General features: G+C 33.6%; 20 protein-coding genes. 1 reads left to right on the top strand and 19 read right to left on the bottom strand.

The window, feature by feature from the left end; translation table 11 throughout:
- Nucleotides 1–12: 12 nt before the first annotated feature.
- From M663_RS0105010 to M663_RS0104955, 12 genes are all read right to left on the bottom strand, one after another.
- Entirely contained in the window at nt 13–1,260 is a 1,248-nt protein-coding gene (locus M663_RS0105010; RefSeq protein WP_042805152.1) for a galactitol-specific PTS transporter subunit IIC, read from the bottom strand.
- A gap of 10 nt (nt 1,261–1,270) precedes the next feature.
- Nucleotides 1,271–1,564, bottom strand: coding sequence for a PTS sugar transporter subunit IIB (locus tag M663_RS0105005; protein WP_029688159.1), 294 nt, complete (start codon nt 1,562–1,564; stop codon nt 1,271–1,273).
- A gap of 4 nt (nt 1,565–1,568) precedes the next feature.
- Nucleotides 1,569–2,057 (bottom strand): PTS sugar transporter subunit IIA, encoded by a 489-nt coding sequence (locus M663_RS0105000; RefSeq protein ID WP_029688158.1) that lies wholly within the window; start codon nt 2,055–2,057, stop codon nt 1,569–1,571.
- A gap of 73 nt (nt 2,058–2,130) precedes the next feature.
- Complete coding sequence (locus M663_RS0104995; protein ID WP_029688157.1) at nt 2,131–5,046, bottom strand: sigma 54-interacting transcriptional regulator; 2,916 nt, start codon at nt 5,044–5,046, stop codon at nt 2,131–2,133.
- A gap of 176 nt (nt 5,047–5,222) precedes the next feature.
- Nucleotides 5,223–5,639: a PIN domain-containing protein gene (locus tag M663_RS0104990; protein ID WP_029688156.1), complete on the bottom strand. Its 417-nt coding sequence runs from the start codon at nt 5,637–5,639 to the stop codon at nt 5,223–5,225.
- Nucleotides 5,640–5,692: 53 nt separating this feature from the next.
- Nucleotides 5,693–5,926: a type II toxin-antitoxin system prevent-host-death family antitoxin gene (locus M663_RS0104985; protein WP_003867285.1), complete on the bottom strand. Its 234-nt coding sequence runs from the start codon at nt 5,924–5,926 to the stop codon at nt 5,693–5,695.
- Between the two features lie 150 nt (nt 5,927–6,076).
- Nucleotides 6,077–6,889, bottom strand: a complete 813-nt coding sequence (pgeF, locus tag M663_RS0104980; protein ID WP_004399943.1) for a peptidoglycan editing factor PgeF — start codon at nt 6,887–6,889, stop codon at nt 6,077–6,079.
- A 24-nt stretch (nt 6,890–6,913) separates the two neighbouring features.
- On the bottom strand, nt 6,914–7,075 hold the full coding sequence (locus M663_RS15265) for a hypothetical protein (RefSeq protein ID WP_004399944.1): 162 nt from the start codon (nt 7,073–7,075) through the stop codon (nt 6,914–6,916).
- 104 nt (nt 7,076–7,179) lie between these two features.
- Entirely contained in the window at nt 7,180–8,298 is a 1,119-nt protein-coding gene (locus M663_RS0104970) for a DUF362 domain-containing protein (protein ID WP_029688155.1), read from the bottom strand.
- Between the two features lie 20 nt (nt 8,299–8,318).
- A complete protein-coding gene (murJ, locus tag M663_RS0104965) occupies nt 8,319–9,884 on the bottom strand; it encodes a murein biosynthesis integral membrane protein MurJ (RefSeq protein WP_009051975.1) in 1,566 nt (521 codons plus the stop codon).
- Nucleotides 9,885–9,896: 12 nt separating this feature from the next.
- On the bottom strand, nt 9,897–10,325 hold the full coding sequence (gene fabZ, locus M663_RS0104960; RefSeq protein ID WP_003867290.1) for a 3-hydroxyacyl-ACP dehydratase FabZ: 429 nt from the start codon (nt 10,323–10,325) through the stop codon (nt 9,897–9,899).
- A gap of 164 nt (nt 10,326–10,489) precedes the next feature.
- Nucleotides 10,490–11,680 (bottom strand): RNA-guided endonuclease TnpB family protein, encoded by a 1,191-nt coding sequence (locus M663_RS0104955; protein WP_003867291.1) that lies wholly within the window; start codon nt 11,678–11,680, stop codon nt 10,490–10,492.
- A gap of 71 nt (nt 11,681–11,751) precedes the next feature.
- Between M663_RS0104955 and M663_RS15260 the strand changes: the two genes are divergently transcribed.
- A complete protein-coding gene (locus M663_RS15260) occupies nt 11,752–11,850 on the top strand; it encodes a MerR family DNA-binding transcriptional regulator (protein ID WP_003867292.1) in 99 nt (32 codons plus the stop codon).
- A gap of 149 nt (nt 11,851–11,999) precedes the next feature.
- On the opposite strand, the gene M663_RS0104945 is transcribed toward M663_RS15260, so the two are convergent.
- The 7 genes from M663_RS0104945 to spoIID form a co-directional block, all read right to left on the bottom strand.
- On the bottom strand, nt 12,000–12,335 hold the full coding sequence (locus M663_RS0104945) for a rod-binding protein (RefSeq protein ID WP_003867293.1): 336 nt from the start codon (nt 12,333–12,335) through the stop codon (nt 12,000–12,002).
- Nucleotides 12,336–12,360: 25 nt separating this feature from the next.
- Nucleotides 12,361–13,161 (bottom strand): flagellar basal-body rod protein FlgG, encoded by an 801-nt coding sequence (gene flgG, locus M663_RS0104940; protein WP_003867294.1) that lies wholly within the window; start codon nt 13,159–13,161, stop codon nt 12,361–12,363.
- Nucleotides 13,162–13,176: 15 nt separating this feature from the next.
- Nucleotides 13,177–13,932 (bottom strand): flagellar basal-body rod protein FlgF, encoded by a 756-nt coding sequence (gene flgF / locus M663_RS0104935; RefSeq protein ID WP_029688154.1) that lies wholly within the window; start codon nt 13,930–13,932, stop codon nt 13,177–13,179.
- 12 nt (nt 13,933–13,944) lie between these two features.
- Entirely contained in the window at nt 13,945–14,976 is a 1,032-nt protein-coding gene (locus M663_RS0104930; RefSeq protein ID WP_029688153.1) for a rod shape-determining protein, read from the bottom strand.
- Between the two features lie 131 nt (nt 14,977–15,107).
- Complete coding sequence (gene spoIIID, locus M663_RS0104925) at nt 15,108–15,368, bottom strand: sporulation transcriptional regulator SpoIIID (RefSeq protein WP_029688152.1); 261 nt, start codon at nt 15,366–15,368, stop codon at nt 15,108–15,110.
- Nucleotides 15,369–15,499: 131 nt separating this feature from the next.
- Nucleotides 15,500–16,336, bottom strand: a complete 837-nt coding sequence (locus tag M663_RS0104920; RefSeq protein WP_029688151.1) for a M23 family metallopeptidase — start codon at nt 16,334–16,336, stop codon at nt 15,500–15,502.
- Between the two features lie 355 nt (nt 16,337–16,691).
- A complete protein-coding gene (gene spoIID / locus M663_RS0104910; protein WP_029688150.1) occupies nt 16,692–17,744 on the bottom strand; it encodes a stage II sporulation protein D in 1,053 nt (350 codons plus the stop codon).
- Between the last annotated feature and the right edge of the window lie 215 nt (nt 17,745–17,959).

Below are 17,959 nucleotides of genomic sequence, written 5' to 3'. Positions count from 1 at the left end.
CTTTGATTTATATTAGAATAATTTCATTATCTGTAAAATTACCCATGTTAAAGGATTAGCACCATCACATATACTTGAAATTTCTGTAGCACCTGTAGGGAACTTGAAGGCCGCCTCGGCTGCAGCTTGTGTAAGCAGTGGTGCAACATTTGTCGCAATCCATAATCCTACAGCTATTACTATTGTTCCAATCACAACTGAACGAAATACATTCCCTTTTGTAATTGGTGCAATCATTGCTATCATAAAAGGTATTGTAGCTAAGTCTCCAAACGGTAAAACATTGTTGCCCGGCAATATAACCGCAAGGAAAATTGTAATAGGCACTAAAATCAATGCTGTAGATATAGCAGCGGGATGTCCTACTGCCACCGCTGAGTCAAGGCCAATATAAAATTCTTTTCCTTTAAATCTTTTTTGCATAAAAACTTTTGCCGCTTCTGAAATCGGGATAAGTCCCTCCATAAGTATCCTAACCATTCTGGGCATTAAAAACATTACACCCGCCATTGACATACCTAAGTTAAGAGTAGCTTTTACATCGTATTTAGCCAACACACCTAAAACTAAACCTAAAATTAATCCAATTACAACTGGTTCACCAAATATACCAAATCTTTTACTAATAGTATCGGGATCTGCCTCTATTTTATTGATATAGGGTATTTTATCAATTAGCTTGTTCAATGGAATTGCTATAGGGACATAAGCTGCAGAAAAGCCATGGGGTAACGAGATGCCTGGCAAACCATAGAAATCTTGAACCATTTTAGCTGTCCAATCAGCAAGGAATAATACAATAGCTGCATTAATTGCTGCCGCTATTAATCCTAGTGTCAAACTTCCTGTGGCAGCCGTTACAAGTGCTCCTGTAAAAGCAAAGTGCCAATAATTCCAAAAATCTACGTTTACAGTTTTGGTAAGCCTTGTAGCCAACATTATAATATTAACAACAAGTCCTATTGGAATTACCAAAGCACCCACTTTTGAAGCAAAAGCAATTGCTGCCGAAGCCGGCCAACCAACATCTATTACGTTTAATTTCACTCCCATGTTTTTTACCATCGCTTGAGCTGCAGGGCCCAAATTATTAACGAGTAAACCTATTACTAAATTTATTCCTATAAAGCCTATTCCTATGGTAAGAGCTGCACGAAATGCTCTTCCCGGTTTTTCTCCTAAGATAAGGCCAAGTATAAAAATTATTATTGGGAGCATTACTGTTGCCCCTAAATCTAACAAATACTTAATTACACTCATATTACACACCTCACTTTTTTATTTCTTCAATAATTTCTTTTAAAACTTGTTCTTCTCCAATGCCAGTTATCAAAGGAAGTGCATTAATGCTCTTTTTCCCAAAACTATCCTTTAAAATGGTTGTTGTGACTATAAAGTCAGCATTTTCTGCATAACTTTTAATCTCTGAAACTTTGCATTGAATCACATTTACATCTAATTTTTCTTTTTTACATGCGTCTAAAATCTTTTCTGTAACAACCGTTGAAGTTGCAATTCCTGTCCCACAGGCCACTAGAATAGTCTTCTTTTTATCTACTCCCATGATGTTAATTCACCTTCCCTACTTGATTTTTTAATTCATAACTTTCTATTACCTCTATTACCTCTTCACCACCCTTCACACTTAAAATTTTTTGCAGTAACTCTTCGCTTTGTATTAATTCTACAAGCTGCTGCAGTAATTTCACTTGACTGTGAGCTGAGTTTAAAGCTATCATAAATACTATCCTTATGTTTACATCTTCTTGTGGATTAGCCATATTCTTAAATACCACTGGTTTAGAGAGTGTCGCTACAGCAATTGCTGGCTTTAAAACGTGTTCCGCATCAGTATGAGGTATTGCTACGTTATTACCATTAAGAAGCAATCCTGTAGGAAAAGTTCTTTCTCTATTTACAATTCCTTCCAAAAAACTCTCTTTAACATAGCCATTTTCTAGCAACTTTCTATAAAGTATCTCAAATACTTCTTCTTTGTTTTTAGCTTCTAGGTTAGTTACGATTAATTCTTTATGAAAAAACTCTGTAAGCTTCATTGAATATTACCTCCTCGTTGAGTCACTATATTTCTTTTGCAAAATCCGTGCCAATAATTTGGCATCTTTTGTACTATCTTGTAAGAATATTTTTTATTTCGCCAGGATTTTTAGCATTCTTCATAGCATTTAATATTTTTTCATTAGTTAAAATTTGATACAAATACATAAAATAATCCTTTGAATCTTCCTTTAGCGCTATCATGAAGACCAAATCTGCCTTAAATTCTCCTTCCCAATAAATAGGTTCTTTTAGTTTAGCAATTGCAATGGCAGGTTTTATGACATGTTCTGGATAACCGTGAGGTATCGCAATTCCTCCTTTTAAAAAAGTCGCCCCCATTGATTCTCTTTTGTATACACTTAGTAAAAACCTTTCATCTACATAGCCTTTATCTTGCAATATCTCCACTAATTTATCTATGACATCACTTTTCATAGAAATATCTAAATCATGAAAAATAAGGTCTTCCTGTATTACTTCTTGTAAAGGATTTTCTTTCTCTAAATTGACAATTTTTTTGAATTTTTCAATCCCTGTGCCATGTAAAATATCTTCAACAGATATAAAAGGTATACTTTTTATGCCGGGATTTATTGTACCAACAAAAGCTACCACTTCATTTTCTTCTCTTATTTTTGAAATTTCTTTTTCAATATCTTCCTGCCTGAGCATTCCAACAGGTATTATTTTGTAATCATCTTTTAGTTGTGGTAAGACATCTTCAATATATTTCTTTATTTTTAACGCTGTTCCCTCTCCTGTAATACATACAGTTACAATTGCTTTTGGAAGCTTATCTTTACTCTTTATACCTTCAACTCTTCCTATATATGTTTTATCTACGTCTAACGCATCTGCTATTTCATCTAAATTAGTATCAGGTATAATAGCTCTTCTGACAGCTTCCAACACCATAACCGTATCTACTCTTCCTACCACTCTTGTAGGTATCCCTGTCCTTTTGGTTATAATTTCGCCAAAGGTAATAAGTGAACCCATGTCAACCAAAATAATGCAGCCTTTGCCTTCGTCTATTCTTTTCACTACTTCAATTGTCCTCTCAAGAACAGATTCTGGGCTTTCATCAAGAGCCATATCTATACCGACTGCATGATTTACCCCTAAGAGTTTATTTGCCACCTCTGCCATGCCACTTGCAACATGGCCGTGCGTAAGCACAACTACGCCCACTCTGCCTTTAGTTATTTCTTTGTCCCCTGAGAATGTCCTTAGATACATAGCAATAAAGCCCACTTCTTCATCAGGCAGCTGTATTTCTAATTCTTTGTTAATTTGTTTTGCCATAATTTTAGCAATAGAATACTCAACAGGATATTCTTTCACTATGTTTTCAAGTTGAGGATTAATTATTGGTTTGCCGCTTAATATTCTTTCATAAGCAGCACTTAAGTGTATAGCAAGGGAATAAAAGAGATTATCCTCTAAGTTTTTAAAACTTTTTTTAGCAATCTCGTATGCTTTTTCAACAGCATTTACAATTTTTTCTCCTACTATGTTTGTCAATTCTTTTTTTGAAATTGTTATGTTAGATTTTACATTTACAGCAAATTTCTTCAGCTCCGCCTCTATCTCTTTCCCGAGAATTTTATCTATCTCCTCTTTTGTAAGTCCTTGTCTTTTTAAGTCAATAAACCTTTCTTCTATAAATTGATATATTTCATCAGGCAGCATATATCTATCTTCTTTTGGATATAACTTAATTTCCTTGTCAGGATACACCATAATGTCTTCATTTGAATATCTTTCTATTTCGGGATCTCTTTTATTTACTCTGATTATCCCCATTTTTACGTGGTTAGGTAAATCTGAAAGGTCTATTGTCAATGAAGAGCTTTTACTCCCTAATGAATTTAAAAAGCTCCTCGCACAAGCAACTTGAATATCGCTCCTTAGCTGCCCTATATTCCCCGGACAGTCATAAAGCATAAGAGCTCTTACTGCCTCTTTTTTTACAATAATCGATTTATTAATTCTAAAAGACTCTTTTGAGAAAAAATGATGTATAATTTCATATCTTTCTTGGGGAGGTCTTTCTGAAAGAGAAGGAAGTTCTATCACCATAGGAATTCTTCTCCTAAAAGTAAGTAATAGCGAAGATTCAGGATTTTCAGTAGTAGCAGCAATAAGCATAATTTGTGCCTCTCTAGTACTTTCTGTTTCCCCTAATCGTCTGAATTTTCCTTTGTCCAACAAATAAAAGAGTATCTCTTGTCCTTCACTGGGGAGTCTGTGGACTTCGTCCAAAAACAAAATTCCACCATCAGCTTTTTCTACCAATCCCGCTTTTGCAGTATCAGCCCCTGTGAAAGCGCCTTTTACATAACCAAAAAGTTGCGCCATGAGTAGTTGTGGATTATCCGCATAATCAGCACAGTTAAAAACTACAAAAGGCGCATTTTCATTAAATCTTCCAGACTCTATTGCATAGTTGTACATTGCTTCAGCCAGCTGGCTTTTTCCAGATCCAGATGGTCCTACTATTAAAGTATGCAATCCATGGGGAGGATAAAGTACTGCAGCTTTTGCAAGGCTTATCTGCACTTTAAGACTTCCTTCGCTTCCAATAATCTCTTTAAATGAGAGTAAGCTTTTAGCTGTTTTAGGAGTTTCAAAATTTACAGTATCGTTTTTAATAGTACTTCGTTGCACTAAATTATCTGCAATTTTATCTTTCAAAATTTCCTTTTTTATTTGTGTAGCTACAAAACGAGAAATATTATATCCTAAATTATTTAATTGTTTTGTCAAATTTCTATCTGAAATATTTGGGTGCTTTGAAATTATTTTTTTTGCATCTTCTAAAAGGTAAGGTTTTCTTCTTTCTCTTGAGTCAGGAATATTATTTTTCAGTCTAAATTGTGTCACATCTTCTCTTTTAATATTGAGAATTGCGGCTATTTGGTCATCTGTTAAAGGATTCTTTTTATCCTCTTTTTGTATAATTTCAAAAATCCTTTCAATCATAGTGACAAGCCTCCCTTCAATGTATATTATGCAAAAAATATACCATAAATATGGCAGGAATTGTAGCGGAATATTTAGTAAATTGCATAAGTTGTGAACAAAAGTTTTTAGATAAAATAAAAAAGACCTTAATAGGTCTTATGGCATAAAAAGTATGGTAGCATTTGTATTGGTTTTTAAGTTAAGCCCTCATTGGATAAAAAATCTTTTGGTGATATTGCTTTATTAGTTATTTTTTGGAATTCATCATCTCTTGTAATAATCAAATCACCTTTTAATTTTTTCAAACATTGCATTTGTAGAGCATCTTCTAAATCTCTAAACTCCTTAAAATTCATTGCTCTCTTTATGTCATGTTTTGTTATACTCACTACTTCTACTATACTTAACAAAGCCTCTAATGTTTTTATGCTATCATTGTGAGAAAGGTTTTTATTTATGAAATAATATATATCTGTAATTGAAAAAGCAGCTAAATAAGCATCTATCTTTTTTTCTTCCGCTAATTTTAATATGTTATAAGCATCTACGTCAAAGGGAGTTCTTTTTAATAAAACATCAAGAATAACATTAGTATCAATTAACACTTTCATCATTTAACCTATTATATCCATATTGTTATTTAACGGGTAATCTTCCCTCCCCTTTAATTGTATTTATTTCTTATTCTTTCTTCCCGTATTTGCTCAGCAGATATATTTTTGTTAGGATAGTCAGATAAAATTCCATACAAAAAATCTGCATTTGGAGTACCTTCTTTTTTTGCTGGAATAAGTTTTGCAACTTCACGTCCATTTTTCGTTATAATAATTTCTTCTTTATCAACTAATTCCAAGTATTTACCAACTCTTGTTTTGAATTCTGTAGCATTTACTCTCATTCTTATCACCTCTTTCACTATTTTCATTTACTATATTATCATATTATTCAATTTGATTATATTACCCAATATAGAAATAGTCAATATACAAAAAACAAAAATAACCATTTCTTTAATTTATACACTAGAACAAATATCATAAAAGAAAAACTACTTAAGTTCCATAAAAGCTGCCATACTGCCTGTCATGCCTTTGTCTCTTCTATAGGAATAAAATTCACTATTGCAATGGGTGCACATTTGGCTTACTGTAATGTTTTCATCTGGTATGCCAGTATTTATAAGTTCAATGTAGTTGGTAAGCTGTAAATCCAACATCCATTTGCCCTCCGCCTTTTTCACAAGAACTTTTTCCCATTCATCAATAACATCTTTAATTTTATTCGCAACATCATCACCTACTTCATAGCAGCATTTGTATATAGAAGGGCCTATCCCTACAAGTATATCTTTGGGATTTGAGCCGTATTCTTCTTTCATGGCATTAACTGTTTTAGGCCCAATGTAGGCTACTGTGCCTCTCCATCCTGCGTGTGCAAGGGCAATAACTTTTTTGACAGGGTCTAAGAAAAACAAAGGCACACAGTCGGCATAAAATGTAACAAGAGGAATGCCTCTTTCATTAGTCATAAGGGCATCTACACCAGAGATATCACTTCCACCAAAGTTTTTGCCTTTATCTTCGTAAGTCACCTTTTTTATAACATCACCATGAACTTGCTCTGAAAAAACCATATCTTCATATGAAAAACCGCCAATATCACATATTATTTTAAAATTTTCATAGACTTCCTCTTTAGTGTCATATCTTTTTAAGCTTAAATTCAAGAAAGCGTATTTGCCTTTGCTTACACCGCCAATTCTAGTAGTAAAAAGGTGTTTGACTAGCCCTGTCTTTTCAAAAGAAGGTATTGTGTAAAAAACTACTCCTTTTACCTCATTCCTTTTAAAACCTATTTCCAAAGTATCACTCCTTTTTATGCCATATTAATTATTTTTTTCTTTTTTATCTTTGTCATTTTTCCCTTTTTTCTCATTTTCAATTCCAAAAATTTTATCCGTCCATTTAACAAAAGCTATCAGAACTAATAAAAGCAATATTAGAGTTACCACCGAAATTATGGAAATTATAACAAAATACTTTTCCATTAAATTTCTCTCCTTTATCTCCCGTTGATTTCTCTAATAATATAATACTATAAACGTTGTCAAAAATCATTAAAAATTTTAAAAAAAATAGCAGGATTAACCTGCTATTTTAGTTCAATAAGTTCATAATCTCTTGTACCCAAGCCAATTTCTTCGCCGTATTTTAATTGTAGTTCTCCTTTTGTTTCAGGGTGCAAAGCTTTAAATTTGTCTTCTCCAGGATTCATGCCATATCCCGCTTCTTCTAAAGCTGTGCCTTTGTGGCCAAATTGCTGATTCACAAGGTCATAGCTTGCCTGATCTATGGCAACAGGGTCAAAGGAAGCCAATATTCCTATGTCAGGGACAATCGGCGCATCGCTCCAAGGCGTACAATCGCAAAGTGGTGTAACATTCATGACAAAATTTATAAAAGCAATTTTGTCTTTTTTTGTAGAATAAGCGCCATATGCGTATTCCGTCATTCTCTCTACAAAAGCATCCATATCAGTTCCCCATTGAGGCTTTATCACGCCATATTGACAAATGGACACGCATTCTCCACACCCTATACATATAGAAGGGTCAATATAAGCTGAACCATTGACCAAAGATATCGCATTTACGGGGCAATTCCTGATACACATTTGACATGCGGTACATCCCTTTCCTACAACAGGCTGCACTGTTGAATGCTGCTGTTGTTTTCCTGCCGCAGGTGCACACCCCATAGCTAAGTTTTTGATGGCTCCTCCAAAACCAGCCAATTCATGACCTTTAAAGTGTGACATTACAATCATTGAGTTTGCAAAAAAAATATTTGAAGCAATTTTTACAGTATCAAAATGTTTTTTGTCAATTTTCACTTCTACAGAATCTTTACTTAAAATGCCGTCAGCAATTATTATTGGTGCATTTACAACAGCATATGCAAAACCATTTTCAATTGCTGTTGTCAAATGGTCAACTGCATTTGAACGACTACCTTTGTAAAGAGTATTTGTATCTGTTAAAAAGGGCTTTCCCCCATGACTTTTAATTTTGTCAACCACTTTTCTTACATATATAGGGTTGATGTAAGCGTTGTTTCCCTTTTCTCCAAAATGAATTTTTATAGCTACCAAGTCATTTTTATCAATAATGTTTTTAAAACCTGCTACATCAAAAATTCTCGCTACTTTGGAAGACAAACTACTGCTGGCTTTATTCGCTCTCAGATTGTAAAAATATACCTTTGATTTCATGATATCACCTCATTTTTAAATTAATTTCTTACAAGTTTAGAATTTACAAATTTTATGCCTTTTTTAAAATAAGAGAGGGCAGATTTGTCAGTGATTAATACAATGGCAGAGTAAATTATAGTTCCAATTAATATGGTCATAAACAAGACTATAACCTCATAAATTCTTTTATCTGACGGCATCTTAATAATCATATTATTATACACAAAATGCACTACAACCCCCATTACAACTGATGCAAACATTGCCCTTATAAAACTCATAAACATGTATTTCCCGCCTATTTTACCAAGTTTTCTTTTTAAAGAAGTAAATAAAAGAAAAGTAGCAAATATGGCTGCAATAGAAGTAGAAAGAGCAAGTCCTCCTAATTTTAAATATCTTACCAAAATTAAATTAAGTGCAATATTTAATAATACAGCCATGGCACCATTTATCATGGGAGTTTTTGTGTCTTTCATAGAGTAAAAACTTCTACTTAAGACATCTCTAAGGCCATACGCAGTCATTCCTATGGCATAATAAAAAAGGGCGATTGAGGTAAGATATGTGGACTTCTCATCAAAAGCTCCTCTTTCAAATAATACTTTTATTATAGGCACTCGGAGTACCATTGCACCAACTGATACAGGTATTAATACATATAAAATACCACTTACTACAAAATTTAAACTTTTTAGAAAACCTTCTTTGTCGTCTGCTACTGAATGTTGCGATAAAACAGGATATATAGCAGTTGCAATTGATGTTGAAAAAACACCTAATGCAAACGTCTTAAGCCTATTGGCATAACTCAATGCCGCAATACTTCCGTCAGGCAAAAAAGAAGCTATCACTCTATCCACATAAACATTTATAGTCTGCACCCCTGTCCCCACAAGCACAGGCATTGCTAATAAAATGACTCTTTTTACTCCTTCATCTTTAAAATTCACTCTCAACTTGAATCTGTAACCTAATTTATATAAAACAGGCAAATGAACTAATGTTTGTATAAAAGTGGCGATAATTGTAGAATAAGCTACTGCAGTAATTCCAAATTTGCCCCCATATAAAATTGCTACTGTTATTACAATAATATTGTAAGGTATACCAATCATGGCAGGAACAGTGAAATGTTCCATCGCCTGAAGAGCACCAGTAAAAATATTAGATGCAGCTATCAACACCATTGTAGGCAATAATATAGTCGTAATCTTTACTGTCAACTCAAATTTTTCTCCAGTAAAAGCTGGCGCCACAAATTTTACAAGATAAGGTGCGAATGTAAAACCCAAGAAAGTTAAAATTACTGTTGCAACCAATACAACACCTAAAAGGTTATTTATAAAATCAAATGCCTTTTGCTTTCCTTCTTTTTGAAAGTATTCGGTAAATATTGGCACAACAGTGGTAGCTATTGCGGCAGTTACCGCCACAAAAAGTGTCATAGGTATAACAGTTGCTATATTGTAGGCATCCATGGAAACAGAAGTACCAAATTTAGCAGCAAAAGTTATTTCTCTCAAAAATCCAGATACTTTACTTAATAAAGTTATTATCATTATGACGCTAGCTGCTTTTACAGCTTTTTTAGCCGTCGACATATATTAAGCCTCCTATCCTTCTTCAGTCATTATAAACATAAGCTCTGCAGTAGCTGCAACTTCATCTCCAACTTTTGCAACACCTTTAGCTTTAACAAGCCCCATCTTTATAGAATCTATTAAAACTTCTAAAACAAGTTGGTCTCCCGGCCTTACTACTTTTTTGAAGCGGCACTTATCAATCCCTGTGAAAAGCCCTAATTTACCTTTGAATTCTTCTATATTCATAACAGCAATACCTGCTACTTGTGCCAATGCCTCAACAATAAGAACTCCTGGCATTATAGGATTGTCTGGAAAATGCCCTTGAAAAAAAGGTTCATTAGCTGTCACATTTTTTATTCCAACAGCTTTTTTACCTTCTTCAATTTCTATTATTCTATCCACTAATAAAAAAGGATATCTATGAGGAAGAATTTTTCTTATGTCTTTATTTTCCACCCTATGTTTCAGCTCTGTAAAACCTATAAAGATCTAAAATTATCTACAATATTTATAGGTTTTACTCATACACTCAAGCCTTTATGGCTTAGTGTACATAATGGCATCTCTCTACAATGCCATACCGTGAGCCAACGGTACTTTTGTTCACTCCTTTCTTTAAGTCAAGCAACTAATTTCCCATATCGGAAATGTAGAGTAGTTACTTGACTTATTTCTTTGTAATTTAACTCTTTATTCCCTTTATACTTGTTAAATATGTTTATGCTTGAGTTTATATCTCTATCTAATTCCATACCACATTGGCACTTATACACTCTTTTGGATAAATTCATATCTTGTTTTCTACCACAATTTGAGCATGTTTTAGAAGTATAGGCTTCATCGATATAGACAATATTAACACCATGCAATTTTGCCTTGTATGTTAATACTGTCTTAAATTTACCCACTCCCCAATTTTCCTTTATACTTCTGTTTAGAGCTTTCATTTTAGATTTTTTTACCATCTGTTCTTGAGACAGATTGCCTAATATTATTTCTTTATTGTTTAATACTAAATACTTTGTTATTGCATGAATGAAGTGTTCCTGCTGTTTTCTTCTCTTTTCATACAACCTGTTTAATGTTTTTGTAAGTTTTTTATATCTTCTACTTCCTTTTTTCTTTTTATCTCTCATTGACCTTACTTTATCTATCTTCTTGTTCCAGTATTTATCGTATCTTGGATTTATAATCTCAATAACTTTACCATCTTGGCTTATTCCTGTTATAAATTTAGAAATACCTAAATCAACTGCTAAAATATTGTTTGAATTGTTTTCTATTTTCTCTACTTCATAGGTTATTGAAAGCATATACTTATTTCTTGACTTTATTATCCATACTTCACCATAATTTTTAGGTATTTCATTAATATCTATATCAAACTCATAAAAACCCAACTTAATTTTATTGTCATTTATTTTTACATATTCTTTCGGTGTTTTTAATGGGTAAAAGTAATCTTTATTTTTATATCTTGGAAGTTTAGATTTTTTACCATTTGCTCTTTTCTTTAAACAATTCTTATAATCTGTATCTAAATCTATGCAAACTGCGTGTAAATGTTTTGCATATACTTTAGCATACTCTGTATTTTGCTCTCTTAATAATTTAATCTGACTTCTTTGCTCTGACATTGTTATAGTTTTACCATAACAGTTATAATATTCAATCCTCTGGCGTAGATAGGTGTTGTAAAGTATTTTACATAAGTTACTATCCCTCTCTATACACTCTATTTGTTCTTTTGTTGGGTGTATAGCTATCTTTTTGCATAGTATAATTTTTTCTTCATTCTTCTTGAATCTCACGCTCAAGCACTTCCTTTACCACTTTTTTTAACTTTTTTTGTTTATAACTTCTACTACATTTGAGATATAATATGATTGAGGTGATTGTAATGTATTCAATAGGTGAGTTTTCTAAAAAATTAGGAGTATCAATACAAACTTTGAGAAATTGGGATAAGGAAGGTATATAACGTATCCAATAGGTTTTTATATATTTTTATATATTTTTGTCAACTGTTTTAACCACCTCTTTTTAGCGGAATTAGAAGATATGACAAAACAGTGGCTTATCATTGATTATATCACAAAAAAATGAAAAATAAAAAGGGCAAGCACCCTTTCAAACTTTCTTAGAAAGTTGATTATATATTTGGTCAGCCAGTCCAAAAGAACCATTTTGCGCCAACATTTCAGCATATTTATCGTATAACATAGAAGTAAAAACATCCTTCGCCAGGCTATTTCCGGTCAATGAATCTTCTGGAATTGTCTTTCTCATCTCATTTAACATAAGCCCTATAAAAGTCGCCTCTAATTGCTGACATACTTCTTTAAGTTTTTGCTTGTCTTTGTCTTTTATTGCCTGTTGTATTATTCGTTCAAAATCACTTCCATCTTTTCGCAAATCAATTTGCAGTTTATTTACAGCATTATTACTTATAGGATTTATTTCCATGCAATGTCATTCCTTTCAATTATAACTATCTTCTCAGATTATTTGCAATTCCCAGCATTTCATCAGCTGCTTGTATAGCCTTTGAATTTATCTCATAAGCTCTTTGTGCCGCAATCATATCCACCATTTCTTTAACAATTTGAATATTGGAGGTTTCTAAAAATCCTTGCATGACTTTACCCATTCTTCCTTCAAAGTCATCTCTTGTACCAGGCTGTCCTGATGCTTCTGTTGGCTCATAGAGATTACTACCCACACTTAAAAGTCCCTGAGTATTGACAAAATTATAGATTCCTAAAGTAGCTACTTCTTGAGTAGTTCCGTCAGGATTTTTTACGCTTATCACACCCATAGGTGATACCGATATATCTTTTTCAGTGCTGTCAAAAACTATGGGATTACCGCTGTCATCTAGTACGGGATACCCATCTGCTGTTACAAGCATCAAATTATTCCCATTAGGACTCAATTTAAAGCTTCCATCTCTTGTATAATAAACCTTGCCATCAGGTCCTAAAACTGCAAAAAAGCCTTCTCCATCTAATGCCAAATCCAAAGGATTGTCTGTCTGCTGGAGACTTCCTCCAGTAAAATCTTTTACAATTGCTGATAGCCTTACTCCTACCCCTACTTGCATATTGACAGGTTTACCTTGGCCACCATAAACATTTTCTCTTTGTAAAGTTTGGTATATTAAATCTTTAAACTCTGCTCTATCCCTTTTAAAAGCAGTAGTATTTACATTTGCTAGATTATTCGCAATGACATCTACATTAAGTTGCTGAGCAGTCATACCAGATGCCGCAGACCACAATGCTCTCATCATAAGCTTTTACCCTCCTTATACTTTTCCAACTTCGTTAACAGCTTTTCCAAGAGTCTCATCAAAAGCAATTACAACCTTCTGATTTGATTCATAATTTCTCATCACGCTTATCATATTTACCATTTCTTTAACTGAATTCACATTTGACTGTTCTAAAAAACCTTGTTTTATTTTCCCTGTTGCAGGAATAACCTGTACATTGGTACTGTTATCTATAAAAAATAAATTATTGCCCTCTTTTCTTAAACCATCATAATTATCAAAATCCACAATTCTAAGCCTGTCCACAAATTGACCATTGTTTATTATATTACCCATCTCATCAACAGAAATGTCTCCTTGTGACAACTGTATAGGCCCATTTTCCCCTTCTACAATATATCCTTCTTGTGTAACTAAATATCCATCTTTTGATAAAGTAAAAGAACCATCCCTTGTGTATCTTTGACCATTAGGGGTATCTATCACAAAAAAGCCATTGCCATCTATCGCAAAGTCTAACTTACCATTGGTTTGAGAAAAAGCCCCTTCTTCAAAATTTGTATGAAAAGTATCAACTAACACCCCGTAATCCATTCTTCCAATTTTCCCGTTAGGCGGTATGTTATCGCCCCCATGTCTTGTTACTTCAAAATTTGGAAAAGAGGAAGTAACTACCACATCTCTTTTATATCCTACTGTATTAACATTTGCAAGATTATTCGCCAAAACATCCATTATCTTAGTTTGGGTAATCATCCCCGAAGAGGCAGTGTAAAGCCCTCTTAACATAAAATCACCTTCTTATTTATCGATTTTGTATACATCAATTACAGTTTCTGATTTTTCTAATAATTCAAGAGAATCCAATGCTTTCCCCGTACCTAAAACCACACAACTTATAGGGTCATTTGCAAGATACACAGGTGTATTCATCCTTTCCCTTAAAAGCCTGTCCATTCCTTTTAGCAACGCTCCGCCCCCCGTGAGTACTATCCCTTTGTCACTTATGTCCGCCGCTAATTCAGGAGGTGTTCTTTCTAATACACTGTGTACAGCTTCAACAATTTCTTCAAGAGGCTCTTTTAATGCTTCACATATTTCACTGGAAGTCACTTCTACATTTTGAGGCAAACCAGATATTAAGCTTCTCCCTTTTACTAGCATTTTCTCTTCTTTGCCATCAAAATAGGCAGTACCTATATTTATTTTTATTTCTTCTGCCATTCTTTCTCCTATTATGATGTGATACTTTTTCCTCATGTAACGGATAATTGCCCCATCAAAATTATCACCTGCTACTTTAATATTTTTAGACACCACTGAACTCCCCAAAGAAATTACAGCTATGTCAGTGGTGCCTCCTCCAATATCTACAATCATATTTCCACTTGGCTGTGATATATCTAATCCTGCTCCTATGGCTGCTGCAATAGGTTCTTCGATGAGATAAGCTTTTCGCGCTCCTGCTTGTAATGCTGCATCAATGACAGCTCTTTTTTCTACCTGTGTTACGCCACTTGGAATACTAATCATTATTTTCGGTCTTAATAAAAACCTTCCCCCACAGGATTTGTTTATAAAATACCGAAGCATTTTCTCTGTAATCTCGTAGTCAGAAATTACTCCCGCCCTTAGAGGCTTTATAGCTAATATATTCCCTGGCGTCCTGCCTACCATTCTTTGTGCTTCTTCGCCAACTGCAAGAATTTTATTAGTAGTTCTATCAATTGCTACAACTGATGGTTCTTTTAAAACAATCCCTTCCCCTTTGATGTAGACCAGGACAGATGCCGTGCCAAGGTCAATTCCGATATCCTTAGAGATCGCAAACATCCAAACACACCTTTCTTATGTATTTCGACAAAAATGGCATCCATTTAAATTATCGACATTAATGCCGAAATGTTTAATTTATTATCAATTTATTAATTCGCTACAAATTTACAAAATCCTCTTTTATTTTCTTAAAATTTATTGTTCAGTTTTTGATATTTTATTTTGGTGGCTTTTCCTCCTCTTATATGCCTTTCTGCTTTATTTTTACTCAGAATCTCTCTCACTTCTTTATATAATTCAAAATTTATATCAGGAAGCCTTTCTGTCACATCTTTGTGAACTGTGCTTTTGCTAACTCCAAAAACCTTTGCAGCTTCTCTTACCGTTGCTTTGTGTTCTATTATGTATTTTGATATTTCCAAAGTTCTTTCTTCTATGTAATCTTTCAAAACCAAAACCCCCTTTAAATTTTTCAAATCTCATTAATATGTATATGCCAAAACAAAGCCATTAGAATATTTATAAAAACAAAAAAGACTTGAATACGGAAAATATTCAAGTCTTTCTTAAACAGGTGTTCTTATTTAAAATATGCTATTGGGTCAAAAGGTATTCCATTTTCTAAAAGTTCAAAATGTAAGTGGGGGCCTTCTCCAACTTCAAACTTTGCCGATACTCCTATTTTCCCTATTTGCTGTCCTCTTACTACTTTTTCTTGTTCCTTTACTAAAATCTCATCGTCTAAATTTGCATACCGCGTTTCCCATTTTCCATTTTTTATAACAACAGTATTCCCTAATTTTGGATCTTTATATACTTTTGTCACAATTCCATCCATAGCTGACAATACAGGTTCTCCTAAGTTTGATCCAATATCTACACCTTTATGAGTTGTCCATTCTTGAAGGGTTTTTGAAAATACAAGCTTATCTTTGGCAAATTCTAATATTATGTCTCCATTTACAGGCTTCAGTAAAACTAATTTCGCAGAAGATAAACTATTATCCTTTTTTATAGTAGAGGTATTACTTGCCATAGCAGTTGTTACTTTACTGTTTGTTAAACTATCATTTTTCCCTGAACTTTTAACTTCGTCACTATTTTTTGTTACTGGTTGAAGATTTTCTTTTTTGTCAGATACGTTACTTTCTTCTTGTTGACTGATAACAGTTGTAGAATTATTTTGCTGTTCTTTTTTTCCCTGAGCTTGCGCTAGTTCTCTTTTATAACCCCAATCACTTTCAATAGCCGAATTAATTTCTTCTTGCTGTGCTTTTTTGAGTTCTTCTAATTTTTTTAAATTATTATTAGTAACATATATTGATGTAGCGGCTATCACTACTATGGATAAAAATAATACTATGTAAAAACCCTTTCTATCAAAAAATCTTATTAAATTTTCCCTGTTTATTCTCACATTTTCACCTCCAAATGGTATTTTAACCACTAACTTAATTATTTATACAAAAAATACAGCACTTTATCAGTGCTGTACAGTTTGTTGACAAAGTTAAAAAATATTCAAAGTAGATATTTTGCATCGGCGCTCCGATGTTCCAAAGTGACAAAACTAAAGCTCGACCTTTAGGTTCCGGCAGGGTACCGGGCACAATCGGCATCCATGCCTTAAGGTGCCCGCCTTCGCCATCCATGGCTTCGGCCCTGCCTCCACCCTCGGTCTTGTTAAGTTTTGTTACCGCTTTGTAACAAGTCGCTCCTTATGCAAAATATCTACTTTACGAAAGTTTGTCTACAGTCTGTACAGCACTTTATCAGTGCTGTATTTTTAATAAATTTTCGATTTTTACTATTTCTACTCCTGTATAATAGTATTTCAATATTTCATCAAATTTTTTACCCTGTTTTGCCAATGCATTTGCCCCATATTGACTCATTCCCACTCCGTGACCATAACCTATGACAGTTATTACAATGTTATTTCCTTGTGCCTCAAAGCTAAAATTTGTAGAGTTTAGATTAAATACCTCCCTTATTTCTTCTCCGCTAAAGGTTATATTCCCTATTTTCAACGTTTTAACGTGCCCAGCTTGTGTTTTTTCTACATCTTTTACTTGATTTAAAATATTGCTACTATTCAACTTCAAAGAAGGCTCTTTTTGTTTTAATTTATTTATAAATTCCTCTTTTGATACCACAACAGTAGTTTTATATTTTGATGCTACTTCTTCTCCAGGAGAAACAACACTTCTTAAATAGGGAATTTTGCTATGCCATACCTCCTCAGAATTTTCTGTTTTTCCTCCACTTATAGCATGATAAGCTGGCACAATTAAAGCATCATCGTAAACTAATACAAGCCCTTTTGTATCTTCTACTGCTTGAGATATTTTAGCATAGTATTTATCAAAATTTTCTACCCATTTTTCCTTCAGCTCCCCCTCAGATTGCCATGCTTGGCAATGTTCAGAATCGGTGCACACATCAGCCCCCGGATGTAACTCGCAGCCCTTACCTCCCAAAGCTATTTCTTTTGAGAGCGCATAAGTCCTCGCTGCAACAGCTTGTGCCTTTAAAGCTTCCATTTCAAATTCTGCAGGCATTTCTGCAGCAACTACTCCTTTTACATACTCTTCTAAATCCATTTTCTGGATTTTGTTTTGATTTGTTATAAAGACATTCACTGTATGGTACAAATCTGTATTATCTAAATTGTCTAATTTTACTAGCTTCCCTCCATCAATAAGCTTGACCTCACTCGCAGGTGTTGAGGAAGTTTTGTGAGAATTAAAACCAAAAACTATTATAGAAGGTAAAATTATTAAACTAAAAAATATTAAAGAAATTCCATAAATGGCATATTTCATTTTTCCCCTCCGATTGTGAACTACTAAATAAAATATATGTCCTTATGTATATATTTATTCTATCTAATTAAGCCCTCTTATCACCCCTACCTCTGTCTACAAAAAAAAGGGATTTCTCCCTTGTCTCAGGTGGCAGCTTCCGCCATCCGTGGCTCCAGCCCCGCCTCCGTCTTTTGAGCTTGCTAAGTTTCCCGGCACTCAAGTAAGTATGATTG

This window comes from Thermoanaerobacter sp. A7A, assembly GCF_000445185.1.
In the GTDB taxonomy this organism is placed as follows: Bacteria; Bacillota; Thermoanaerobacteria; order Thermoanaerobacterales; family Thermoanaerobacteraceae; genus Thermoanaerobacter.
Note: the sequence above shows the minus strand (reverse complement) of the source record. Positions and strands in the feature narration are given on the sequence as shown.

Bases quoted from the DNA above. Each gene is read 5' to 3' on its own strand.
- M663_RS0105000 (WP_029688158.1), bottom strand. From the start codon at position 2,057: ATGAAGCTTACAGAGTTTTTTCATAAAGAATTAATCGTAACTAACCTA.
- flgF (WP_029688154.1), bottom strand. From the start codon at position 13,932: ATGTTAAGAGGGCTTTACACTGCCTCTTCGGGGATGATTACCCAAACT.
- M663_RS0104995 (WP_029688157.1), bottom strand. From the start codon at position 5,046: ATGATTGAAAGGATTTTTGAAATTATACAAAAAGAGGATAAAAAGAAT.
- murJ (WP_009051975.1), bottom strand. From the start codon at position 9,884: ATGTCGACGGCTAAAAAAGCTGTAAAAGCAGCTAGCGTCATAATGATA.
- M663_RS15265 (WP_004399944.1), bottom strand. From the start codon at position 7,075: ATGGAAAAGTATTTTGTTATAATTTCCATAATTTCGGTGGTAACTCTA.
- M663_RS0104930 (WP_029688153.1), bottom strand. From the start codon at position 14,976: ATGTTTGCGATCTCTAAGGATATCGGAATTGACCTTGGCACGGCATCT.
- M663_RS0105010 (WP_042805152.1), bottom strand. From the start codon at position 1,260: ATGAGTGTAATTAAGTATTTGTTAGATTTAGGGGCAACAGTAATGCTC.
- flgG (WP_003867294.1), bottom strand. From the start codon at position 13,161: ATGATGAGAGCATTGTGGTCTGCGGCATCTGGTATGACTGCTCAGCAA.
- M663_RS15260 (WP_003867292.1), top strand. From the start codon at position 11,752: ATGATTGAGGTGATTGTAATGTATTCAATAGGTGAGTTTTCTAAAAAA.
- M663_RS0104985 (WP_003867285.1), bottom strand. From the start codon at position 5,926: ATGAGAGTAAATGCTACAGAATTCAAAACAAGAGTTGGTAAATACTTG.
- M663_RS0104990 (WP_029688156.1), bottom strand. From the start codon at position 5,639: ATGAAAGTGTTAATTGATACTAATGTTATTCTTGATGTTTTATTAAAA.
- M663_RS0104945 (WP_003867293.1), bottom strand. From the start codon at position 12,335: ATGGAAATAAATCCTATAAGTAATAATGCTGTAAATAAACTGCAAATT.
- M663_RS0105005 (WP_029688159.1), bottom strand. From the start codon at position 1,564: ATGGGAGTAGATAAAAAGAAGACTATTCTAGTGGCCTGTGGGACAGGA.
- spoIID (WP_029688150.1), bottom strand. From the start codon at position 17,744: ATGAAATATGCCATTTATGGAATTTCTTTAATATTTTTTAGTTTAATA.
- M663_RS0104970 (WP_029688155.1), bottom strand. From the start codon at position 8,298: ATGAAATCAAAGGTATATTTTTACAATCTGAGAGCGAATAAAGCCAGC.